The sequence below is a fragment of the Butyrivibrio hungatei genome (assembly GCF_900101605.1).
In the GTDB taxonomy this organism is placed as follows: domain Bacteria; phylum Bacillota; class Clostridia; order Lachnospirales; family Lachnospiraceae; genus Butyrivibrio; species Butyrivibrio hungatei_B.
In genome coordinates this window covers 1-20,748 of the sequence record NZ_FMUR01000009.1, presented here as the reverse complement: position 1 = coordinate 20,748, position 20,748 = coordinate 1, and the positions used below count along the sequence as shown (strand labels likewise).

Here is a 20,748-nt window from a genome sequence, read left to right as displayed (position 1 = left end):
TTGTTCCGCAAATAATTAATTTGAAAGGTTAAAGGGGGACACATATGAAAAAGAGACTGGTAGCGGCTTTAACTTTGATTGCAACAATTTTTACAACTTCTTCCTGCAACAATAATTCTAAGGTTTTTCAGCCCGGTGATGATACGGCTGAGGAAGTTTATGCGGATGAAGCGAGTAAAAATCTTACACCCGATCCCGATTCAGAGATCACGATCACTGCGTTTAAGTGCGGAAAGGCTGATGCTTTTCTTTTGAGAACGGCGAATCACACTGTTGTAATAGATACGGCGACCGATAAAAAGGGTGATAACTTCCTTGAGCTTATAGATGAGCAGGGTATAGACACCATAGATGAGATGATAATCACTCACTTTGATAAAGATCATGTCGGAGGTGCAGATCAGATAATAAGGGCCAAAAATGTAGGAAAGATCTACACAACATATCTATCAAAGGATTCCGATGATATAACGGAATATTACAGTGCCCTCAAGGAAAAAGGCTATAAAGACCTTATTGTAAAGGATGTTTTTTCTTTTAAAGAAGACGGAGTTGTATATACAATCTATCCGCCGGAAGCAATGAATTATAAGAGCAGCGTAAGCAATAATTCATCCCTTGCAATCAAGGTGCAGTGCGCCGATAAGACTATGCTGTTCACCGGAGATGCGGAAGAGGAGCGTATCAACGAACTCATCTCGACAGACGGACTTGAATGTGATGTTCTCAAAATGCCGCATCACGGCCGCTTTAAAAAGAATCTTGATGAATTTATAAAGCGCGTCACTCCTAAGTACGCAATCATCACAGCAAGTAAGAAGGAACATGAGGACGCGGAGACTGTAAATATCTTGGATGCGGAAGGTGTGGAAACCTATATCACCAGAGGCGGAGACATAACCATTAAGATGAACGCCGACGGCGTAACGATAGAGCAGAGCAGTAAGTGAGGGCCTTATATAGCGCTTGGGGCGTGCGGGCATAGGCTCTGTAGTGCGTAGTTCTCGGACGAGCAAGATGATTATCAATATTTATAAAAACAGGAACCGCTGACTTTTCTGAACAACGTGAAAGGAAGCGGTTCCTGTTTTTATAAATTCATGATAATCACTGCGCAGCCGAACACAAGCATTACAGAGCCTATGCCCGCACGCCCCAAGCGCTATATAAGGCCCGGATTTACTTTATTTTCACGGCAGTTCCGTATGCGACAATTTCTGCAGCACCCTGCATGACTGCGGATGAACCGTAGCGAACTCCTACGATCGCATCGGCGCCGAGACTCATAGCCTCATCAACCATACGCTTTGTGGCAATTTGCCTTGCTTCCGTGAGCATCTCGGTGTATCCCTTGATCTCACCTCCGACAAGTGTCTTCATGCCGGCCATAAAATCTCTTCCCAAATTCTTGGACTGCACAACAGTTCCTTTTACAAGGCCGAGAGCCTCAATCTCTGCTCCGGGAATGGTATCAATACTTACTAGCTTCATCTTCTTCTCCTCCTTCTATTTCCTTAAGTCTTTGCCTTAAAGCAAGAATACAACCAACTATTACAGCGATGCCTACAAACATGATCACAATGAACAGAGGCATCGGAGTTTCGCCGCTTACACTGACCATAAGGAAAAAGATTATGTAAGCGACCATTATTGCTAAGAATACCGCAGCTGCCAACAAAGCTCCCAGTTTCTTTTTCTTGACGTCTGTCTGCGAAACATTCATGAACTTTCCACCCCTTTCTTCAATCCTATGCATTTCTTCGAGATAATCGTCTGCTTTAAAATAAGAATAATCAAGATTTTTGTCCTTGACTGAATCACACAGTTCAATCGAATTTTCCAAGGATGTGATCTCGCTTTTTAAATTGCTGCTCTGTTTTTCAAGACACATGCTGAGCGAAAGTTCTTTTTTCTGAACCTTTCGAATGTCCTCTAATGGAACTGAGAGCTTTCTTAAAAATTTGATCTTCATAAGCTCATCAACATCCTTAAGAGAATATTCTCTGTATCCGTTTTCGGGATCTCTTTCAGGAGAAAGAAGTCCTTCGTCTTCATAAAAACGGATATTCTTTTTGGTGATGCCAACAAGTTCTTCTACCTGACTAATCTTCATAGATGTCTCTCCAATCGCATCGATCTGTTTGTTGATATAAGGAAAATACACCTTCCATAAGGTGGAAGGTCAATACTTTTTATGATTTTTTATAAAATCTATTATACATTGCAGTGAAAGCTTACCTTTATTTTTTTTACCAAAAATAGTAAAATCTAAAATGTTATGGATTTATTTGATTATATGCGTGAAAACAATATGGATAAAGAATCTCCGCTTGCCGCAAGAATGCGCCCTAGGACTCTTGATGAGGTGGTAGGGCAGCAGCATATCATTGCAAAAGACAAGCTTCTTTATCGTGCAATTCAGGCAGATAAGCTAAGTTCCATAATACTGTACGGACCACCCGGAACGGGAAAGACCACGCTTGCCAAGGTCATTGCGGGTACGACGAAAGCTGAGTTTACCCAGATAAATGCTACCATAGCGGGCAAAAAAGATATGGAAGAGGTCGTCAACAAGGCTAAGGACAACCTTGGAATGTACGGCAAGAAGACCATTCTTTTTATAGATGAGATTCACAGGTTTAATAAGGGGCAGCAGGACTACCTTCTTCCGTTTGTTGAGGACGGAACGGTGATACTTATCGGAGCAACGACGGAAAATCCTTATTTTGAGGTGAACGGAGCTCTTATATCAAGATCGGTAGTTTTCGAACTTAAACCGCTTACGGCAGAAGATATAAAAGTGCTTTTAAATCGTGCCGTTACCGACAAAGAAAGAGGAATGGGCGGTTATAATGCCGTTCTTGAGGATGATGCTGCAGATTTTCTTGCAGATCTTTCCGACGGAGATGCAAGACATGCTCTTAATGCAATTGAACTTGGCGTTATGACAACAGAGCGCAGCAGTGACGGTCTCATACATATAACCAAAGAAGTGGCTGAGGAGTGTATACAAAGGAAGGTTGCCAGATATGACAAGGACGGCGACAATCACTATGATACTATATCTGCTTTTATAAAGAGTATGCGAGGTTCGGATCCGGACGCAGCGGTTTACTATCTTGCAAGAATGCTGGATGCCGGAGAAGACCCTAAATTCATAGTAAGACGAATGATGGTATGCGCTTCTGAGGATGTTGGAAACGCAGATCCGCAAGCTTTGCAGGTGGCGGTTGCAGCTTCGCTTGCAGTTGAGAGGCTCGGTATGCCTGAAGCACGCATAACACTGGCTCAGGCGGCAAGCTACATTGCCACGGCACCAAAGAGCAACGCGGCGTATCTTGCAATAGAGAATGCGCAGCATACTCTCAGGGAAACGGGGAATCTTCCGATTCCGCCGCATCTTCAGGATGCACACTACAAATCGGCCGCAAAGCTTGGGCACGGCCTTGGTTACAAATATGCCCACGATTATCCGGACCATTATGTTGAGCAGCAGTATCTGCCGTATGAACTTAATGGAAAGGAATTTTACAATCCGACGGGAAATGGCTACGAACTTAAGATAAAGGATCATATGAAGAAATTAAAGAGTAGAAATAAAAAAGGAGACTGATGAAAAAAAGAAAGCGCAGGATGCGAACCCGGCGAGGAAGTACAAGAAATCAAAGAATCCGGCGAAACAGAAGATTGCTTGCCTTCACAGGAATAGTTACAGCCGTTGCGCTTGTTGTTGTTACAGTATTAGTTGTAACTTTGCTAAAAAATATATATAACGGAGATAATGAGTCTGAACCGGAATCTTTTCTTGAGACTATCGAAGTAGCACATGATACTACAAATAACGGAAAACACGAGTATTTAAATCAGGATATTATAAATTTCATAACGGGATCGGGTATGACGGTTACGGAAGGTCTTATGCAGAGACCGGAAACGATCGAACTTACGCCCGAGAACACTGCCGAATTTGCCAGTATAAACAACTGTGCCATCGTTGATGATGACAAAGTACAGATAGAAGCAACATCTTCGGGTATACCGGCAAGTGATGATAAATACTATTATATTTTTGAACAGGCAACATATGAGGACGGTCTTGCAGAAGACGCGGAGCCTATTGACAGGATATATAAGGGAGAAGAAGCACAGTTTAAGCTTAATCTGAAAAAAGATACTGCAGATTCAAGGCTTTTTTCCAAGTTTATGCTTGCTGTCAAAAAAGACGACGGCTTTGTGGGCATAAGCCATCCCAAGTACATAACAAATCCCGGTGCTTGTGCAAGGCACAGCTACGGGGGCATGGAGCACAAGTCGATAAAGGGAATACTTCCGCATCCGCTTAAACTTTCGGAACTGCCCGATCTTGGAGTGAATTATTGTTCTTACAATATTCCTCTTTCACATATACTTACAACTTCCGGCGGAATTGAGTATGATTATGGCGGTAAAGTTTATCATTTTAACTCGCAGATAATGAATGATTATGATAATCTATTCCAGAAGCTCAATGGTATGGGGATAGACATAGCTGCTATCATATTAAATGATGCCAGCCCTTCCACATATCCCGAGATCACTCATCCGGATGCACGAAGCGGTTCCACTGCACCGTATTACATGTTTAACGCATCAGATGAAGGCGGTGTAAAAGCGCTTGCCGCTATAGGAAGTTTTTTGGCGGGAAGATATTCGGGAACAGGTCATGGCAATGTAAGTATGTGGATAATTGCCAATGAGGTCAACGCCAGAAAAGAATATAATTATATGGCAAAGACTGATGTAAATACATATACAGCAGCATTTACAAGGGCATTCAGAGTTTTTTACAATGCCATAAAGAGCGAGAATTCAAGCGCAAAGGTATATATTCCGATTGACCAGCGCTGGACATATAATACGGAAAAGACAGGTGATTATGATGCAAAGGATGTCATAGACATATTTGCGTCGTCCATATCAAATTACGGAAATATAGATTGGGGCCTTGCGGCGCATCCTTATTCTTTTCCGAACGGAAATACAGCGTTTTGGAATGCATCCAAGTACGTTAATCACACGGAAACAACGCCTACGATAACCATGGACAATATCGAGGTGCTTACAAATTATATGCAGAAGGATTCCATGAGGGATACTTCGGGAAATATCCGCTCTATAATTCTTAGTGAGCTGGGATATTCTTCCACATCGGGAGAAGATGTTCAGGCGGCGGCGTTTGCCTATGCATATACAAAAATGGTAAAAAATGGCCATATCGACGCGCTCATGCTGTCAAGACAGGTTGATGCGCAGGAGGAGATATCGGCATTGGGGCTTGCGCTCGGCCTTGAAAACACGGGCGGAGGACATAAGAAGTTGTATGATGTCTTCAAATACATTGATACGGACAAACGAAACGAGGTCGTGTCGTTTGCTTACAGTATAGTTGGAAAAGAGTTTTAACAATGAGAGGAGTAGTACTATTATGACTAACGCTGAGAAAGCACTTAAAATGCACGAGGAATGGCAGGGAAAGCTTGAGACACTTTCAAAAGCTGAGGTGAAATCAAAAGAGGACCTTGCAATCGCATATACCCCCGGAGTTGCAGAACCATGTAAGCTTATTGCTGAAGACAAAGAACTTGCTTATAAATACACGATAAAGTCAAATACCATCGCTGTTGTTTCTGACGGTAGCGCGGTTCTTGGTCTTGGAAACATCGGACCCTACGCAGCAATGCCTGTTATGGAGGGAAAGGCAGTTCTTTTCAAAGAATTCGGTGGCGTAAATGCAGTGCCTATCTGTCTTGACACTCAGGATACAGAGGAAATCATAAAGGCTGTAACATATCTTGCACCCGGATTTGGCGGAATCAACCTTGAGGATATTTCTGCTCCGAGATGCTTTGAAATAGAAGAGAGATTAAAAGAGATCCTTGATATTCCCGTATTCCACGACGACCAGCACGGAACTGCCATTGTTGTTCTTGCAGGTGTGATCAACGGACTTAAGGTTGTAGGAAAGAAAAAGGAAGATTGCAAGGTGGTTGTAAACGGTGCGGGAAGTGCCGGAATAGCTATCACAAAGCTCCTTCTTCGCTATGGATTTAAGAAAGTTATCATGTGCGATAAATCAGGAATTCTCAGTAAGACATCACCCGATCTTAACTGGATGCAGGAGAAGATGATGGATGTGACAAATCCCGATCAGGAGAACGGTACACTTGCCGATGCTCTTAAGGGCGCAGACGTATTTGTAGGAGTTTCGGCTCCCGGAATCGTGACAAAAGAGATGGCTCAGGGAATGAACAAGGATGCGATCATGTTTGCTATGGCAAATCCTGTTCCCGAGATCATGCCCGATGTTGCAAAGGAAGCAGGTGTAAGGGTTATCGGAACGGGAAGAAGTGATTTCCCCAACCAGGTAAACAACGTTCTTGTTTTCCCAGGAATCTTCCGCGGTGCGCTTGAAGGAAGAGCAAAGCAGATAACAGAGGATATGAAGCTTGCGGCAGCAAATGCACTTGCAGGACTTATCCCCGATGATGAACTTAATGATGAGAATATCCTTCCTGCAGCTTTTGATGAGAGAGTAGCAGATGTTATTTCAGCAGCTGTAAAAGCTCACATTTGATAAATGTACTATAGTATTTAAGATGGAGGCATCACTGTGAGCTCACGGTATCTTACTTTATATAAAATGATTGTTCTGTATATGCTAAAGCGCTGCGAAGTGCCACTTAGCAAGTCACAGATTTACGACTTTATATTGGAAAAAGAATATACGACTTTTCTGACGCTTCAGGAAGTGTTTGCTGAGCTTGTTTCATCGGAGCTTGTTGTAGAAAAGACTATGGCCAACAGGACGTTTCTTGAGATAACTGCCGAAGGTGAAGAGACGCTCAAGTTTTTTGGTGATAGAATTAATCCGTCTATCAGGCAGCAGGCCGATGAATTCCTTACGGCCAACAGTCTGAAGCTCAGAAATGAAGCCTCTATACTTAGCGACTACAGAAAAACAGGTGACAATGAGTACACTGCTCAGCTTGTGGCAATGGAGAACGGAAAGTGTATCCTTAATATCTCAATTCCCGTTCCCACCGAAGAGATTGCACAGTCGATTTGCGACAAGTGGCAAAAAAAGAACGAAGAGATTTACCACTACCTCATCGAAGAACTGATGATGTGAATACTGCAGGTAGCACCATATGGTGAAACAGGCAGTATTCTCAGGCCATTGTTGCTGCGATTGAAAAATGCGAAACGCTGTTTTTTCTGCTCATATCTTCGGGAATAAAGAAAAGAGCAGATGTCAAAAAGCTATTTTTACTGACTATATTGTAAGATATAGTAATATGGGCATATGTCAGAAGGAAGAGTGCACTGACTAAAACTAAAAAAGCAGTATATGGTCAGTTGATTTGGAAGAAGTGTAGAGAAAAATAAGAGGAATCAATGGTTTTCTTACTGACTATAATGAGAAAAGTATAAATATGAGCAGATACGGGTAGGAAAATCACACTGCTCATAATTAAGATGAAATGTAAAAGAGCAGATGTGTGCAAGATAAATGTACTGCCTATCTTCGAGATATTTCATGCATGAGCAGGAGATATGCTCTTTCACTATATTCTGATTGACACCGTTATTTAGGATTGTTATAATAAACATCGTGCTTTAGGGCATGCGCTGTTGTAGCACAGTCGGTAGTGCGTCGCATTGGTAGTGCGGAGGTCACGGGTTCGATTCCCGTCAGCAGCTTAGAGAAAGTCGCTTTTGGCGGCTTTTTTGTTTGAGTAGATTCATTCATAGACAGCCCGGCCCCCAAGGGAATTAGGTCTGAAAGTCGATAACTTTTGGCTTCACAGTAAGGGTATAAGGCGGATTTTTGCTGTATTTACAGATGTTGCAATATTCAAGAGCAATAAAAAGACTTAAGATTTCATTCTGTTCTCGCTCCAATTGTTTGAGCCCATTTATGGGCGAGTTTTGGAGCGAAGAATGAAAGCTTAAGTCTTTTTATGCCTTGAATATCAACATATGTAACAACAAGAAAATTCGCCTTATACCCTTACTGTGAAAACAAACAGCTACAATTTCAGACCTGATGCCATTGGGGCTGGCGTTAATTGGGGACAAAAAGGGCTGCCACACAAAAGTGCGACAGCCTTAAAATTAAGCGTCAATTACTGACATATAGTAAGAGTAAAGACTCTTGTATGTTGAGTTGTTGTAATGAAGCCCGTCACCGGTTGAGAAACCGTTCTGCTTGAGGTATGAGTAACCGTCTATCCAAGTTACTCTGGGATCAAGCTGTGATTTGAGCTTCGCATTAAATCTTTCTATCTGGTCATTGGAAACTGTCTTGCAGTTCTTTACGGGAGTAACTGCAGCGTAGTATACCTTGATTCCTGCCTCTGTCCAAGCATCGATGTTGCTGTTTACAAGTTTGATATACTTGGAAGCGTTTGCAAGATCGTTTACACCAAAGTTGATGATCATTGTTGTTCCGTTGCCTGCATAATTGGGAATCTGAGGAAGAGCTGTATTCTTGAACCAGCTGTAACCTTCTCCGACTTTGGCAACATAAGCTTTATCGGTTGAACCGACAGCAGTTTTCAGCTGAACTGTTCTTGAGTCTCCTACAAAAAGAAAAGGCACGCCGGGGATACCGGTAGATACATAGTCCTTGCTGACATAGCCTATTCCGTCTTTGTATGCTATCTCATACCAACCGCTGCCTGTTTCGCCTGTTACTGTGACCTGTGCGCCCCATGAGAGCTTACCGATCTTTTCACACTGGATTCCTGCTCCGTTCCTTACATTAACGGTAGCTGATGCGAACATGCTCGCAGGAACTTCATAATGAATAACTACATTTGGGTCAATAGGTTCTGCGGAGGAAGATGCTGAAGCTGAACTTTCTTCTGCTATGACTGAACTTCCTTCGGTGGAAGCAATTTCGGGCTGAACCGGAACGCCTTCAGTTGAAGCGATAACTGCTTCGGTTGCAGAGACTTTAATCTCGTCCGTTGCAAATGCTGCACCACATACAGCCAATGAGGTGACTAAAAGTGCACCTGATACCAATATTAAGTTTTTGTTTTTTAGATCTTTTAATTTCATATCTTCACCACTCATAATTCTATGAAATTTTACATGAGGTTCAATAAGATGTCAAATTTGACTAAAAAGCTACAAACTCTTATAATATAGCATTGATTGTACTAACGCTTGGTTTAAGCGCTTCAGTTTAAATAGGAATGTTCCTATTAATTAGTTAATATTAGAAATAGATGAAAAGTTGATTGGAGAGGTTATGTGCGGAATTATTGGATACATCGGAAAGAAGAGCACAAAAGACATTTTATTGGATTCGCTTGAGCTTTTGGAGTATAGAGGATATGACAGTGCCGGAATAGCTCTTTTCCCTGATGGAGCAAACGAACCTGTAGTAAATAAGGTCGCAGGAAGAGTTTCTAGGTTAAGAGAGGTATGTGCAGGTCTTACAGATGAGGCGTGCGCAGGAATAGGACATACACGTTGGGCTACACACGGCGGCGTAAGTGATGAGAATGCCCATCCTCATCAGAATGGAAGAGTAACACTTGTACATAACGGAATTATCGAGAATTATAAGGAACTTGTAAAAGAATATGATCTTAAAGATAAGCTTATCTCAGAGACAGATACCGAAGTTGCTGCTGCGGTTTTGAACCAGCTGTATGACGGTGATCCTGAAAAGGCATTAAGAGAGCTTATTTCATTACTTAAAGGAACATTTGCTTTCGCTGTAATTTTTGCGGATCAGCCGGGAAAGATATATGCGGTAAGAAACGTAAGCCCTATAGTTGTTGCGATGACTGAGCATGGTGCAATGCTTGCTTCTGATGTCGCAGCTCTTGGTGTGCATGCAAAGGAATATGCATTCCTTCCGGAGTATCAGGTTGCATGCCTTTCATCTAAGGGAATTGTTGTTCATGATGAGAAGAAACATGAGATTCCTCTTCAGCTCATGACTATCGACTGGGATACAAGTCGCGGCGGTAAGGGTGGCTATGCTTTCTATATGGAAAAAGAAATCCATGAACAGCCCGATGCCATAAAGGATACAGTCGCACCTCACATTGTCGATGGAAAAACATCATTCGAAGCAGAGGGAATTCCCAATTCTTTCTTCAGAGAGAATCAGAATATTGTGGTTATCGCATGTGGAACAGCTATGCATGCGGGACTTATAGGCCAGCAGCTTTTCCATACACTTGCCAATATCCACACTGATGTAGCAGTGGCTTCAGAGTTTACATATACCAATCCTGTTATCAAGCCCGGAACACTTGTAATTGCAGTATCACAGTCAGGTGAGACTGTAGATACGATCGAGGCTATTAAGTATGCCAAGAAGAAGGGTGCAAAGGTTCTTTCTATAGTTAATGTAAAGGGCTCAACAATTTCAGATATCAGTGATTATTGCATCTATACACATGCAGGCCCTGAGATTGCTGTTGCAAGTACTAAGGCTTATACAAGCCAGTTAACTGTTTTCTATCTTCTTGCAATCCATGCGGCAAGACTTAACGGACTTGTTTCTGAGGAAGAAAGCAGCAAGTTTTTGAATGAACTTCAGAGAGTACCTGAAGTTATCGGACAGATTTTAGAGAAAAAAGAATTTGTAAAGAAGATGACAAGTAAGTTCCTCCTTTCGGAGAATGCATTCATGATCGGTAGAGGACTTGATTACTCACTTCTTCTTGAAGGTTCGCTGAAACTTAAAGAAATATCATATGTTCATTCGGAAGCATATGCATCCGGTGAGCTTAAACACGGAACAATTGCTCTTATTACGGACGGAATACCTGTAGTGGCGCTTGTTACTCAGAGTGCACTTGCATCAAAGGAATATTCCAATATCAGAGAGGTTCAGTCTCGTGGCGCAAGCATGATACTTATCACAAGAGAATCTCTTTATAAGGATATGAATATCCCTGAGGATGATACATTCATCCTTCCCGAGATGGATGATATGTTCATGCCGTTCCCTGCAGCTGTTGTTATGCAGCTTATAGCTTATTACACATCTTATACCAAGGGATTCGATGTTGATAAGCCAAGGAACCTTGCAAAGGTTGTTACGGTTGAGTAATTGACGTATAACATGTTGTTTTAAATTATAGAGTTTTGGCGATTTATACACTAAAATTGTATTATAGATTGCCAAAACTCTTTTGTTTGTTCTTATTGAGTGGATGAGGTTTAATTTATTATGAACAAATTATTGAAGGAGAAAAGAAGTCTATTCGGAGACGGATCTTTTTACAGAAATGCTCTTAAGATTGCTGTGCCGATAATGTTACAGCAGCTTATTCAGAACATGGTCTCCCTTATAGATAATTTCATGGTATCGGGACTTGGCGACGTATCTATGTCGGGAGTTAATGTTGCAGGTCAGATACTCTTTATTTTCATGGTATTTCTTAATACCATCTGTATGTCGGGAGGAATATTCCTCACGCAGTTCTTTGGCGCCAATGACAAGGCAGGAATGCAGCAGGCGTTTATATTTAAGCTGTTTATGGGAGTTTCTGCTTTTATTCCTTATTTTCTGGTTTGCAGAGTATTCCCGAGGCAGGTCTTGTCGCTTATGCTCATAGGAAATACCCAGGCGCCGTTTATCCTCGATGAGGCGGTGAGATATATCAATATCATGTTCTGGATGGGGCTTCCCATGACTTTTTCTGTATGTATAGCGACTTCTCTGAGAGATATGGGAAGGGTAAAGGCACCGCTTATCGTAACGATAATAGCTACGCTGACCAATACTACTTTTAATTACCTTCTTATATACGGAAACTTTGGTTTCCCCGCACTTGGCGTAAGAGGAGCGGCTTTTGCGACTGTTATAGCCAGAACGCTTGAATTTGCTATCTTTGTTGGTATATATATCAAGGTTAAGCCTGATTTTGCCGTTGGATTAAAGAATGGAATTAAAGTAAATTTCGGCCTCTTTGGCGAGATATTGAAAAAAGGAGCTCTCATGCTCTTCTGCGAGATGACATGGGTGCTTTCTGAGACTGTAAATACCGCTATTTTTAACAGCAGAGGCGGAGCGGAAGTAGTATCCGGAATGGCGGCAGGTTTTGCCATCGCAAATCTCTTCTTTGTTGCATTTGGTGGAATTTATTCTGCTACAAGCGTGATTATGGGCAAGACACTTGGAGAAGGCAAACTTGAAGAAGCACGTAAGCAAAAGAGCTGGCTCTTGTCCGGAGCATTTGCTTTTGGCTGTGTAATGACGCTTGTCGGTTTTGTGACTACGCTTATCGTGCCTGTAGTATACGGAAGATTGAGTGGCGGCGCTATAGACATATGCAGAAGGATGGTTATAGTATTATCTGTGTTCATGCCAATATGGGTGTACATCAATGCTCAGCAGGCAGTTGCCAGATCCGGCGGTGATACAAAGATGGGAGCATACGGAGATGCGCTTGTAACTTTGTTCGTACTTCTTCCGATGATACTTATCCTTGGTAAATACACGGATATAGGCCCTATTGAGCTCTTTATATGTGTAAAACTTGTTGATTTTATCAAGATAACTATTTTCCATTTCTGGTTAAAGAAAGAGCGCTGGCTCAATAATCTTGCGATAGGGCATGCAGAGTAAATTATGTAAAAAAAGGAATTATGCACCATGGATCTTATCAAGAAATTTATACCCTATTACAAACCTTATATCGGAGTGTTTTTGTTCGATCTTTTTTGCGCGACGGTTCTTTCTATAATCGATCTCGTATTTCCACAGTTCATAAGGATACTCAGAGAGACGCTGTTTCTTGAAGAACCTGCGATCATAATGAAAAGGATATGGATCATCGGACTTTTGCTGCTTGTTTTGTATTTCATCAGATTCCTGTGCAGATGGTACGTGACATACTGGGGACATATGATGGGCGCCAAGATGGAGTCCGGCATGCGAAAAGAGCTATTTGAAAGGTTTGAGGCATTTTCGTTTTCATATTATGACACGCACAACACGGGCGAGATGATGAGTAAGCTTGTATCGGATCTCTTCGATATTTCCGAGCTTGCGCATCACGGCCCCGAGAATATATTTATTTCATTTGTAAAAATAGTCGGTTCATTCATACTTCTGATGCGTATAAATGTGCCGATGACGCTGTGTCTTGTGTCTGTTGTGTTTGTAATGGCAGTATTCTCCGTAAGTCGTAACAGAAAGATGAGAGCTACGTTTTCCGATAACAGAAAGAAGGTTGCGGGAATCAACTCATCACTTCAGGATACGCTCGGCGGTATCAAGGTTGTTAAGTCATTTACGGGTGAGGAGATTGAGGAAAAGAAATTTGATAAAAGTAACCTCGCTTTCCTTGAGTCGAAGAAGGACAATTACAAGCAGATGGCGCTTTTTCATTCGGGAAACAACTTCTTTGAGGGACTGTTGTTTGTAACTGTTATTGTGGCCGGCGGCGTGTTTATTGCCAAAGGGCAGATGACGGTTGAAGATATGGCCATATATGCGCTGTATATCAACATATTTATCAATCCGGTCAACGTACTTGTTGAGTTTACGGAGCAGCTCCAGAAAGGTCTTGCGGGATTTGGCAGATTTTGTGAAGTAATGGATACGGTTCCGGAGATCGTGGATAAAGAAGGGGCAAAAGAGCTGACACACGTTGAGGGCGTTATTGATTATGAGGATGTTTCTTTTGCATACGGAGAGGAAGACAGCGTTCTTGACCACATCAGTCTACATGTTGATAAGGGTAAAAATATAGCTATTGTAGGTCCGTCGGGTGGCGGAAAGACAACGCTTTGTTCTCTGCTTCCGAGATTCTACGATGTTACGGGCGGAAGCGTTAAAATAGACGGAGTTGACATTCGTGACGTAACGCAGAGATCGCTTAGATCATTTATCGGAATTGTGCAACAGGACGTGTATCTCTTTAACGGTACGGTTCGAGAGAATATCGCTTACGGAAAGCCTGATGCCACAATGGATGAGATAAGGGAAGCTGCTGAAAAAGCAGATCTGACGGATTTTATAAACAGTCTGTCAGATGGATTTGACACACTTGTCGGTGAAAGAGGAGCAAGACTGTCAGGTGGCCAGAAACAGAGAATTGCCATCGCAAGAGTGTTCCTTAAGAACCCTCCGATACTTATTCTCGACGAAGCAACAAGTGCACTTGATAACGAAAGTGAGAGATATGTTCAGGATAGTCTTGAAAAACTTTCGGTCGGAAGAACAACAATCACGATTGCGCACAGGCTTTCAACGATTCTTGGAGCAGACGAGATTATTGTTCTTGGAAGTAATGGCATAGAAGAGCGCGGAACGCACAAGGAACTTTTAAGGACAGGCGGTTTGTACGAGAAGTATTACAGAATGCAGTTTGAGTAGATTTTCTGATTTAATGCGGGAAACGCTATGTAATATAGGCGTTTCCCTAAAATAAAAGCGGCTCAAGCAGACTTGGGCGAGGAGACAAAGCATGCGGAAAATTAAGTTGGCGGAAATATCAATAATATCTGTTCTTATTTGGATTGGATGCATTATTTTTTCAAACATTTGCTATGAGGAATGTGATGATATAACCATGAATTTCATAGCGGCCGGTGCATACGGGGAACCTTCGCAGTATCTGGTCTACAGCGGGATATTGCTTGGATATTTTATTAAATTTATGTATGCGCTTTTTCCGTCGGTCAATTGTTACCTTTGGGTATATCTGATATTCAATCTTCTGGCGGTGATCCTATTATTGCTGGCTGTAACGCATGATGCGTCATATCTGACAACTGCGATACTGTCTGTGTTTATCAACATTCTTTTTGCAAAAGACATTTATATAAATCTTCAGTACACCAAGAATGCGGTGCTTTATGCGGCGGTCGGATTTGCTGTTCTTGCATGGGCGCTTGGCAGGGAAAAGACAAATATTATATATGTCATTGCTTCTTCGGTGCTTATTGCTTTGGGACTTAGCGCAAGAAAAGATTCTTTCCTGATGGTGCTGCCGTTTGGATTTATTGTGGTTGCGTTGGTACTTTTCCGGAAAAGAGCCGAGATCAGGAAAAGAGGAATTTATCTTTTGATTCCGCTTTTGCTTACATTGGTCGTCGTTTCCTCCAATTTCGTGGCATTTAAGCTTAATAAAGGATGGAAGGATTTTTATGAGTGGGACGGCATAATGATCCAGAAGCGTGATTATGGCAATTATAATTTCAATTGGAATCGTGAAGGCTATGAAAAGGCCGGCTTTTCTGAGGGGGATTTTAAACTGCTTGATGAATGGATGTGGAATGATACCGAAGTTTTCAGTTTGGATAAAGTAAGGCAGATACAGATTATCGGAAAAGATACCAGAGTAAGTAATCTGCGCTTCGATCCGGATATTTTTGCACAAACTTTTGAAGAGATACAAAAAACATCGACTTTGAGTGTGTTACCTTATGTGCTCTTGGGGCTGCTCCTTTTGACGGTTGCTCTTTGCATATTCAGTAAATCATATCTGCATCTTGCGGCAAGTTTAGTCTGTGTCATCACAGCATATGGTGAACTATATTATCTTTTGAATATGAGACGAGCCATATGGAGAGCGGAGTTTGGCGTGTGGTTTGTGCCTATTGTTTTTCTTACGATGTTTGCAACGGTGTTACCAAAACCTGAATTAAAGAGTACGGGTAAAAAGAGAATTTTGGGTATTGTAATGGCAGTAATTGCCGTGGTAACTCTTTTTTCCTGGCAGAAAAATTATCTTGATTACAGCCGCAGAAGTTATCTTCAGGTGAGCGATTCGGATGTGGAGAGGCACAATGAGATAGATTCTCTTGCCAAAAGCAACGGTTACTATGTAGTAAGCGTTATGAGAATGGTTGTCGGAATGTGCGGCGCAAAGAATATATTTGAAATTGACAAGAAATACGACGGCTGGTTTGACAATATTCTTTTTGACGGAGGTTGGCTGCTTCCATCTCCGATAGGGCTTTATTCTTTTAATAAGAATGGAGTATCAACGTCAGCGGCGGCACTTGTTGACAGGGATGATGTATATTACTGGGGCGACGGTGAACGAATGGGATATTTATATCAGTTCTTGAATGAACACTATGGCCCCGGAATAGAAGTGCGCGATACCGAGGTTAACGGCGTGTCGGTGTGGAAGTTCTTTAGGGCACAACAGGGCAATGAAATAAAAGAATAGAAGAGATGAATTTGAAAAACAGACTTTGGCGATTTATAAGCATTTTTAAGCGTATAAATCGCCAAAGTTTTATTATTTTGACCGCTCTTGGCGACTTATAGATGGGAAATGACTATTAAGGATTGCCGCTTCCGAAAATAAGTTCAAGTATATCATATTGATACATGAATACATTCCTCCTTTTGTTTTGAGATGACAGATTGCATTATATAATAATTCGATTAGCAGAGAGTATATCATTGAGTAAACTACGGCTATCTTGAGTGTATGGAAATATGATTATAGATAAATGATTTTAAAACTATAATAAAGCAAAAGTGTTATATAGGAATTTTTATGATATAATCTTTTAAAAATGTAGCTATTTACTTGATTATAGGGGGCATATGTAATGGATATAGGTACATTCAATATTGCAATATGTGATGATGATAGAGAGTTGCACAACGAAATAATCGGGTTATGCAACTCATTTTTTATTGATAAAAAAGTAAATTATAAGGTTTACTCATATTATTCGGGAGAAGAGATTATAAAGGAGACTGACAGGCATATTGATCTCGTTTTTTTGGATATAGAGATGGGCGGAATCGACGGATTGTCTGTAATGGAAAGACTTGAAAAGATGCCTAATGTTTTAAATATAGTATTTGTATCCAGTCATCATGAATTTGCCGGAGATGCATATGGATATAAGACATTGGGGTTTATCCAAAAGCCGATAAAGGAAACTGATTTCAATTCAAGGATTCAAAAGGTTTATAAGAGAGTGATATCTGATGCATTGGTAGTTTTTTCAGACAATTGCGGCGATTATCATCTTCGCAAGTCGGATATTATATATCTTAAAGCTGATTCAAATTATTGTGATATACATACTATACAAAAGACAATAGTTACTTCTTATACATTGAAAAAGTGTGAAAGTATCCTCGGAGGGATGCCGTTTCTTCGCGTGCATAGATCATATCTTATTAATGTAAATAAAATATCAAATTTATCCGGTGCCTATATTAACTTGATAACAAAAGAAAGCATACCGATTGGGAAAAGTTATAAAGATACTGCTTTAAGAAGTTATAGACAATATTTGTATGAGGGGATGAGTGTATGAAGGATCTTTTATGGGCCGCAGAATATAGTTTGTTGGATTTATTGAAATACTTTTCTTTTTTTCTTATTGCATTTAATTTTCCAATTTACAAGAAGAAAATATCTGTTCCAATTTATTTTGTTTTTTCGATGTTATGTTGTCTTTTATATTTTGAAATCCGTGGAGGAGATAGATGGCTTAGTGGAATTCCGAATCTTTGCTCCATTCTTTTTGTTGTGTTAATAGAGAAAGGAAAAAGGGTTAAGGGGTTTATATACATGGCAGTATCCTGGATAATTATGGATTTACTATCAACATTATCTAAAATGCTCTTTTATGCCATGTTTGAAGATGATTGTTATTTATACGGAGCACTTGTCGGAAGACCTCTTTGGGATAAGGTATTGGTTTTAATTGCTCCTATGATATATCATTTTTTAATGAATATTATTATAAAAAGGAAGGTAGACTATTATCTTTCTACTTCACAACTAGGAGTGATTTTTTCAAGTTTTATTGGGGGGCTTTTTATAATTCCTGCATTGGGGAAAATGGTGAGAAGAAAAGAGTATGATCCAAAAGCTTACGTTATTATATCTGTTGCTATGCTGGGACTATTGTTTCTATTTATTGCTGTTATGGTATGGCAAAGCTTTGTTGTAAATAGAAATAATAAGATGAAGCAAGACGAAATCAAGTATCAATATATGCTTAAAGCTCAATCAGATTATTTTGACGGTTTAAAGAATGATCAAGAAAAAGTGCGAAGATTTAGGCATGATGTTCGTGCACATATTACAGCACTACAAAAATATCTTGACGAAGGCAATACTGAAAAAATGCAGGAGTATCTAGCTTGTATGCAAAAACAAGTTGACATCGACCAAACTAAAAAGTATACGTGCAATATGGCTGCTGATGCTGTGATTAATGATCAAACAAAAGTAATGCAGGACAAAAACATAAAGTTCCAATACGAGGGCTGCCCAAAAATTAGAGAGGAAATAAGCGATTATGATCTCTGCACGATTTTTTACAATCTTTTAAAAAATGCTGTAGAAGGGTGTGAAAAAGTAGAAGCTGATGAAAAAGGCGTAGATGTTAAGGTTTCAAATAGTGGAGAGCAGCTTTTGATTAGGGTGGAAAATGATACGATAATGAAAGATAAAATCATTGATGGAGATATGTTTACTACAAAAAAAGATATTAAGAATCATGGCTTTGGTATGAAGAGTGTAAGAGCTGTAGTAAATAAATACAATGGATTTTATAGTAATAAAATTGAAGATGGTAAATTCGTAGCCTTTATAGCGCTATGATTGATTTTTTGAAACTTCGGTGGTGAAAAGCCGGAGTTTTTTTCGTTTACTCAAGATACCGCGTGTTCACTCAAGATACATTGTGAGTGTGGAAATGAACGATTATCATTAATTATTGTTAAGGTTCAAATGAAAAGGAAATATAAAACGTACCGGGATTAAATATAATAATCGAAGGATAGAATTGTGGCATGAGATACACATTTGTTAAACAGCATGATTATACGGACTGTGCTGCAGCTTGCATGGCAATGGTTTGCTTACATTACAAGAAAGAAACAACCATTACGCGACTTCGTGATATGATGGGCACTGATCTCAAAGGAACAAATCTTATCGGACTATCAAAATGCGCGGAAAAACTTGGATTCATGACACAGGCAGTAAAAGTCGACAAAGAAGGATTTTTAAGTGAATTTTCTTTGCCGTGTATTGCAAATATTATCACAAAAGAAGGTTTGTCACATTTTGTGGTTATCTTTAAAAAAGATAATAAACATATAGTGATTGGTGATCCGGCAAAGGATTTAGAACGTGTTGAAATTGATACTTTCTATGAGAAATTTACAGGAGCGTTACTTCTGCTAAAACCTAACAGTGAATTTGAGTCCGGAAAGGTAAAAGGCGTCAATATATTTGAGCGGTATATTAAGCTTATGCTTCCACAAAAGAAGCTGTTTATATATGCTTTCCTGGCATCGGCGCTTACAACACTCTTAGGAATAGTATCATCTTTGTTTAATAATGTTATCTATGACGAAATCCTGACGTACCAGCAGAAGGATGCATTAAAGATTATGCTTGTAGTCTTTCTTGGGATATCGTTTACTTCGACGGTGCTTGGATTTATCAGACAGTGGATATTGTTACATTTATCAATAAAGATAGATATTCCTCTTATGTTGGGATATTTTGAACACATATATAAGCTTCCGATGAAATTTTTTTCTACAAGAAAAACGGGAGATATAACGACGCGATTTTCTGATGCGTTTACTATAAAAAATATTTTTACCGGAATAGCATTATCGCTGATCATGGATATATCAATGGCACTTATGTCCGGTGTCATCCTGTTTCGGATGAATTCGCAGCTTTTTTCCATAATTTTATTTATGACAGTTGTCAGTATTATATTGGTTTTTATCTTCAAGCAGCCATACAAAAAGATTAATGAAGAGCAAATGCAGCAGGCATCAGTTCTTAATTCAGAGATTATTGAGGGGCTTCGTGCTGTAGAAACAATAAAGGGAAATGCAAATGAGGATACTGAGCTTGAGAGCATAGAAAAAGAGTATATAAAATCTCTTAGAATTGGCTACAAAGAATCCATGCTTTCAAATGTACAGGGAACTATTTCGAGTATCATATCGGGAATGGGAAATATTGTTTTATTGTATGTTGGAATCAGCTCGGTAATTAATAACGAACTTACACTTGGAAGTTATATGGCGTTTATGACTCTCTCAGGATATTTCATGAATCCGATAAGTAATCTGGTAGGGCTTCAGTTGCAGATTCAGGAAGCAAATATCTCTATGAAGAGATTATCGGAAATTATGGATTACGAGAGGGAAGAAAAAGAAGATGAGCAGCAAGAAATAACAGGTGTAGACGGAGATATCGAAATAAAGAATCTTACATTTAGATATGGTAATAGAAAACCGGCTTTGGACAATATCAGCTTTACGATTCCGAAAGGACAGAAGGTTGCATTGGTTGGGGCAAGTGGTAGCGGGAAGTCGACTATAGCAAAGCTATTATTGCGCTATTATGAACCTGAGAACGGTGAAATCACAATAGATGGTGCTGGTCCTATGTCAATAAATAGTACAAATTAAAATGAGAGGTTTACCTGCTTATGCAGCAGGCGCAACCATAACCCTCTCATATAGTTCTTCGAATTCGTTAGGAGACATATAGTCACAGTGGCTGTGAATCCTAACGGTGTTATAAAAGGTTTCGATATACTCGAATACAAGCCTATATGCGTGCTTGTAGTTGATAATAGAAAAGCGGTTAAGCCATTCCCTTTTAATCAAGGAATGGAAGGATTCTATGCAGGCATTATCGTATGGATAACCGCTATGGGAATAGCTACGCTGCATCTTTTCAGTAGCCTCACGCCATGCGC

General features: G+C 40.3%; 16 protein-coding genes and 1 tRNA gene. 13 read left to right on the top strand and 4 right to left on the bottom strand.

All coding sequences use genetic code 11. The annotated features are described in order from the left end of the window. The first annotated feature begins 44 nt into the window (after positions 1 to 44). Positions 45 to 950, top strand: a complete 906-nt coding sequence (locus BLP87_RS07960; RefSeq protein ID WP_074462228.1) for a ComEC/Rec2 family competence protein — start codon at positions 45 to 47, stop codon at positions 948 to 950. A gap of 229 nt (positions 951 to 1,179) precedes the next feature. Here the strand turns inward: BLP87_RS07960 and BLP87_RS07955 are convergent, their stop codons facing one another. Together BLP87_RS07955 and BLP87_RS07950 are read right to left on the bottom strand one after the other, a co-directional pair. Then, on the bottom strand, positions 1,180 to 1,491 hold the full coding sequence (locus tag BLP87_RS07955) for a YbjQ family protein (RefSeq protein ID WP_026656935.1): 312 nt from the start codon (positions 1,489 to 1,491) through the stop codon (positions 1,180 to 1,182). Further along, complete coding sequence (locus tag BLP87_RS07950) at positions 1,472 to 2,113, bottom strand: MerR family transcriptional regulator (protein WP_074462227.1); 642 nt, start codon at positions 2,111 to 2,113, stop codon at positions 1,472 to 1,474. The genes BLP87_RS07955 and BLP87_RS07950 overlap by 20 nt, the downstream gene beginning before the upstream one ends. A gap of 165 nt (positions 2,114 to 2,278) precedes the next feature. On the opposite strand from BLP87_RS07950, the gene BLP87_RS07945 reads away from it, so the two are divergent. From BLP87_RS07945 to BLP87_RS07925, 5 genes are all read left to right on the top strand, one after another. Further along, complete coding sequence (locus BLP87_RS07945; RefSeq protein WP_074462226.1) at positions 2,279 to 3,613, top strand: replication-associated recombination protein A; 1,335 nt, start codon at positions 2,279 to 2,281, stop codon at positions 3,611 to 3,613. After that, positions 3,613 to 5,442, top strand: a complete 1,830-nt coding sequence (locus BLP87_RS07940; protein WP_074462225.1) for a DUF5722 domain-containing protein — start codon at positions 3,613 to 3,615, stop codon at positions 5,440 to 5,442. Before BLP87_RS07945 ends, BLP87_RS07940 begins: the two co-directional genes overlap by 1 nt. A gap of 22 nt (positions 5,443 to 5,464) precedes the next feature. Then, entirely contained in the window at positions 5,465 to 6,613 is a 1,149-nt protein-coding gene (locus BLP87_RS07935; RefSeq protein WP_074462224.1) for an NAD(P)-dependent malic enzyme, read from the top strand. Between the two features lie 36 nt (positions 6,614 to 6,649). Next, complete coding sequence (locus BLP87_RS07930) at positions 6,650 to 7,168, top strand: DUF4364 family protein (protein ID WP_074462223.1); 519 nt, start codon at positions 6,650 to 6,652, stop codon at positions 7,166 to 7,168. 499 nt (positions 7,169 to 7,667) lie between these two features. Continuing rightward, positions 7,668 to 7,740, top strand: a tRNA-Thr gene (locus BLP87_RS07925). A 414-nt stretch (positions 7,741 to 8,154) separates the two neighbouring features. On the opposite strand, the gene BLP87_RS07920 is transcribed toward BLP87_RS07925, so the two are convergent. Further along, on the bottom strand, positions 8,155 to 9,105 hold the full coding sequence (locus BLP87_RS07920; protein WP_074462222.1) for an SH3 domain-containing protein: 951 nt from the start codon (positions 9,103 to 9,105) through the stop codon (positions 8,155 to 8,157). A gap of 193 nt (positions 9,106 to 9,298) precedes the next feature. Here BLP87_RS07920 and glmS point away from each other — a divergent pair, with 193 nt between their 5' ends. The 7 genes from glmS (at position 9,299) to BLP87_RS07885 (ending at position 20,455) form a co-directional block, all read left to right on the top strand. After that, positions 9,299 to 11,122 carry a glutamine--fructose-6-phosphate transaminase (isomerizing) gene (gene glmS, locus BLP87_RS07915; RefSeq protein WP_074462221.1) on the top strand — a complete coding sequence of 608 codons (1,824 nt, stop codon included), beginning with the start codon at positions 9,299 to 9,301 and terminating at the stop codon, positions 11,120 to 11,122. A 120-nt stretch (positions 11,123 to 11,242) separates the two neighbouring features. After that, positions 11,243 to 12,643, top strand: coding sequence for an MATE family efflux transporter (locus BLP87_RS07910; RefSeq protein WP_074462220.1), 1,401 nt, complete (start codon positions 11,243 to 11,245; stop codon positions 12,641 to 12,643). 27 nt (positions 12,644 to 12,670) lie between these two features. Beyond that, complete coding sequence (locus tag BLP87_RS07905) at positions 12,671 to 14,398, top strand: ABC transporter ATP-binding protein (protein ID WP_074462219.1); 1,728 nt, start codon at positions 12,671 to 12,673, stop codon at positions 14,396 to 14,398. Between the two features lie 91 nt (positions 14,399 to 14,489). Beyond that, positions 14,490 to 16,202, top strand: a complete 1,713-nt coding sequence (locus BLP87_RS07900) for a hypothetical protein (RefSeq protein ID WP_074462218.1) — start codon at positions 14,490 to 14,492, stop codon at positions 16,200 to 16,202. Positions 16,203 to 16,593: 391 nt separating this feature from the next. Further along, complete coding sequence (locus BLP87_RS07895) at positions 16,594 to 17,316, top strand: LytR/AlgR family response regulator transcription factor (RefSeq protein ID WP_074462217.1); 723 nt, start codon at positions 16,594 to 16,596, stop codon at positions 17,314 to 17,316. Then, a complete protein-coding gene (locus tag BLP87_RS07890) occupies positions 17,313 to 18,614 on the top strand; it encodes a sensor histidine kinase (protein ID WP_074462216.1) in 1,302 nt (433 codons plus the stop codon). Before BLP87_RS07895 ends, BLP87_RS07890 begins: the two co-directional genes overlap by 4 nt. Before the next feature lie 191 nt (positions 18,615 to 18,805). Then, positions 18,806 to 20,455 carry a peptidase domain-containing ABC transporter gene (locus BLP87_RS07885; protein ID WP_242871829.1) on the top strand — a complete coding sequence of 550 codons (1,650 nt, stop codon included), beginning with the start codon at positions 18,806 to 18,808 and terminating at the stop codon, positions 20,453 to 20,455. Positions 20,456 to 20,473: 18 nt separating this feature from the next. Here BLP87_RS07885 and BLP87_RS16540 read toward each other — a convergent pair whose 3' ends face one another. After that, positions 20,474 to 20,722: an integrase core domain-containing protein gene (locus tag BLP87_RS16540; RefSeq protein ID WP_242871835.1), complete on the bottom strand. Its 249-nt coding sequence runs from the start codon at positions 20,720 to 20,722 to the stop codon at positions 20,474 to 20,476. Between the last annotated feature and the right edge of the window lie 26 nt (positions 20,723 to 20,748).

Excerpts from the sequence above, each read along its gene's own strand:
- BLP87_RS07910 (WP_074462220.1), top strand. The coding sequence starts at position 11,243 with ATGAACAAATTATTGAAGGAGAAAAGAAGTCTATTCGGAGACGGATCT.
- BLP87_RS16540 (WP_242871835.1), bottom strand. The coding sequence starts at position 20,722 with ATGCAGCGTAGCTATTCCCATAGCGGTTATCCATACGATAATGCCTGC.
- BLP87_RS07945 (WP_074462226.1), top strand. The coding sequence starts at position 2,279 with ATGGATTTATTTGATTATATGCGTGAAAACAATATGGATAAAGAATCT.
- BLP87_RS07950 (WP_074462227.1), bottom strand. The coding sequence starts at position 2,113 with ATGAAGATTAGTCAGGTAGAAGAACTTGTTGGCATCACCAAAAAGAAT.
- glmS (WP_074462221.1), top strand. The coding sequence starts at position 9,299 with ATGTGCGGAATTATTGGATACATCGGAAAGAAGAGCACAAAAGACATT.
- BLP87_RS07895 (WP_074462217.1), top strand. The coding sequence starts at position 16,594 with ATGGATATAGGTACATTCAATATTGCAATATGTGATGATGATAGAGAG.
- BLP87_RS07920 (WP_074462222.1), bottom strand. The coding sequence starts at position 9,105 with ATGAAATTAAAAGATCTAAAAAACAAAAACTTAATATTGGTATCAGGT.
- BLP87_RS07960 (WP_074462228.1), top strand. The coding sequence starts at position 45 with ATGAAAAAGAGACTGGTAGCGGCTTTAACTTTGATTGCAACAATTTTT.
- BLP87_RS07940 (WP_074462225.1), top strand. The coding sequence starts at position 3,613 with ATGAAAAAAAGAAAGCGCAGGATGCGAACCCGGCGAGGAAGTACAAGA.
- BLP87_RS07955 (WP_026656935.1), bottom strand. The coding sequence starts at position 1,491 with ATGAAGCTAGTAAGTATTGATACCATTCCCGGAGCAGAGATTGAGGCT.
- BLP87_RS07905 (WP_074462219.1), top strand. The coding sequence starts at position 12,671 with ATGGATCTTATCAAGAAATTTATACCCTATTACAAACCTTATATCGGA.
- BLP87_RS07885 (WP_242871829.1), top strand. The coding sequence starts at position 18,806 with ATGAGATACACATTTGTTAAACAGCATGATTATACGGACTGTGCTGCA.
- BLP87_RS07890 (WP_074462216.1), top strand. The coding sequence starts at position 17,313 with ATGAAGGATCTTTTATGGGCCGCAGAATATAGTTTGTTGGATTTATTG.
- BLP87_RS07935 (WP_074462224.1), top strand. The coding sequence starts at position 5,465 with ATGACTAACGCTGAGAAAGCACTTAAAATGCACGAGGAATGGCAGGGA.
- BLP87_RS07900 (WP_074462218.1), top strand. The coding sequence starts at position 14,490 with ATGCGGAAAATTAAGTTGGCGGAAATATCAATAATATCTGTTCTTATT.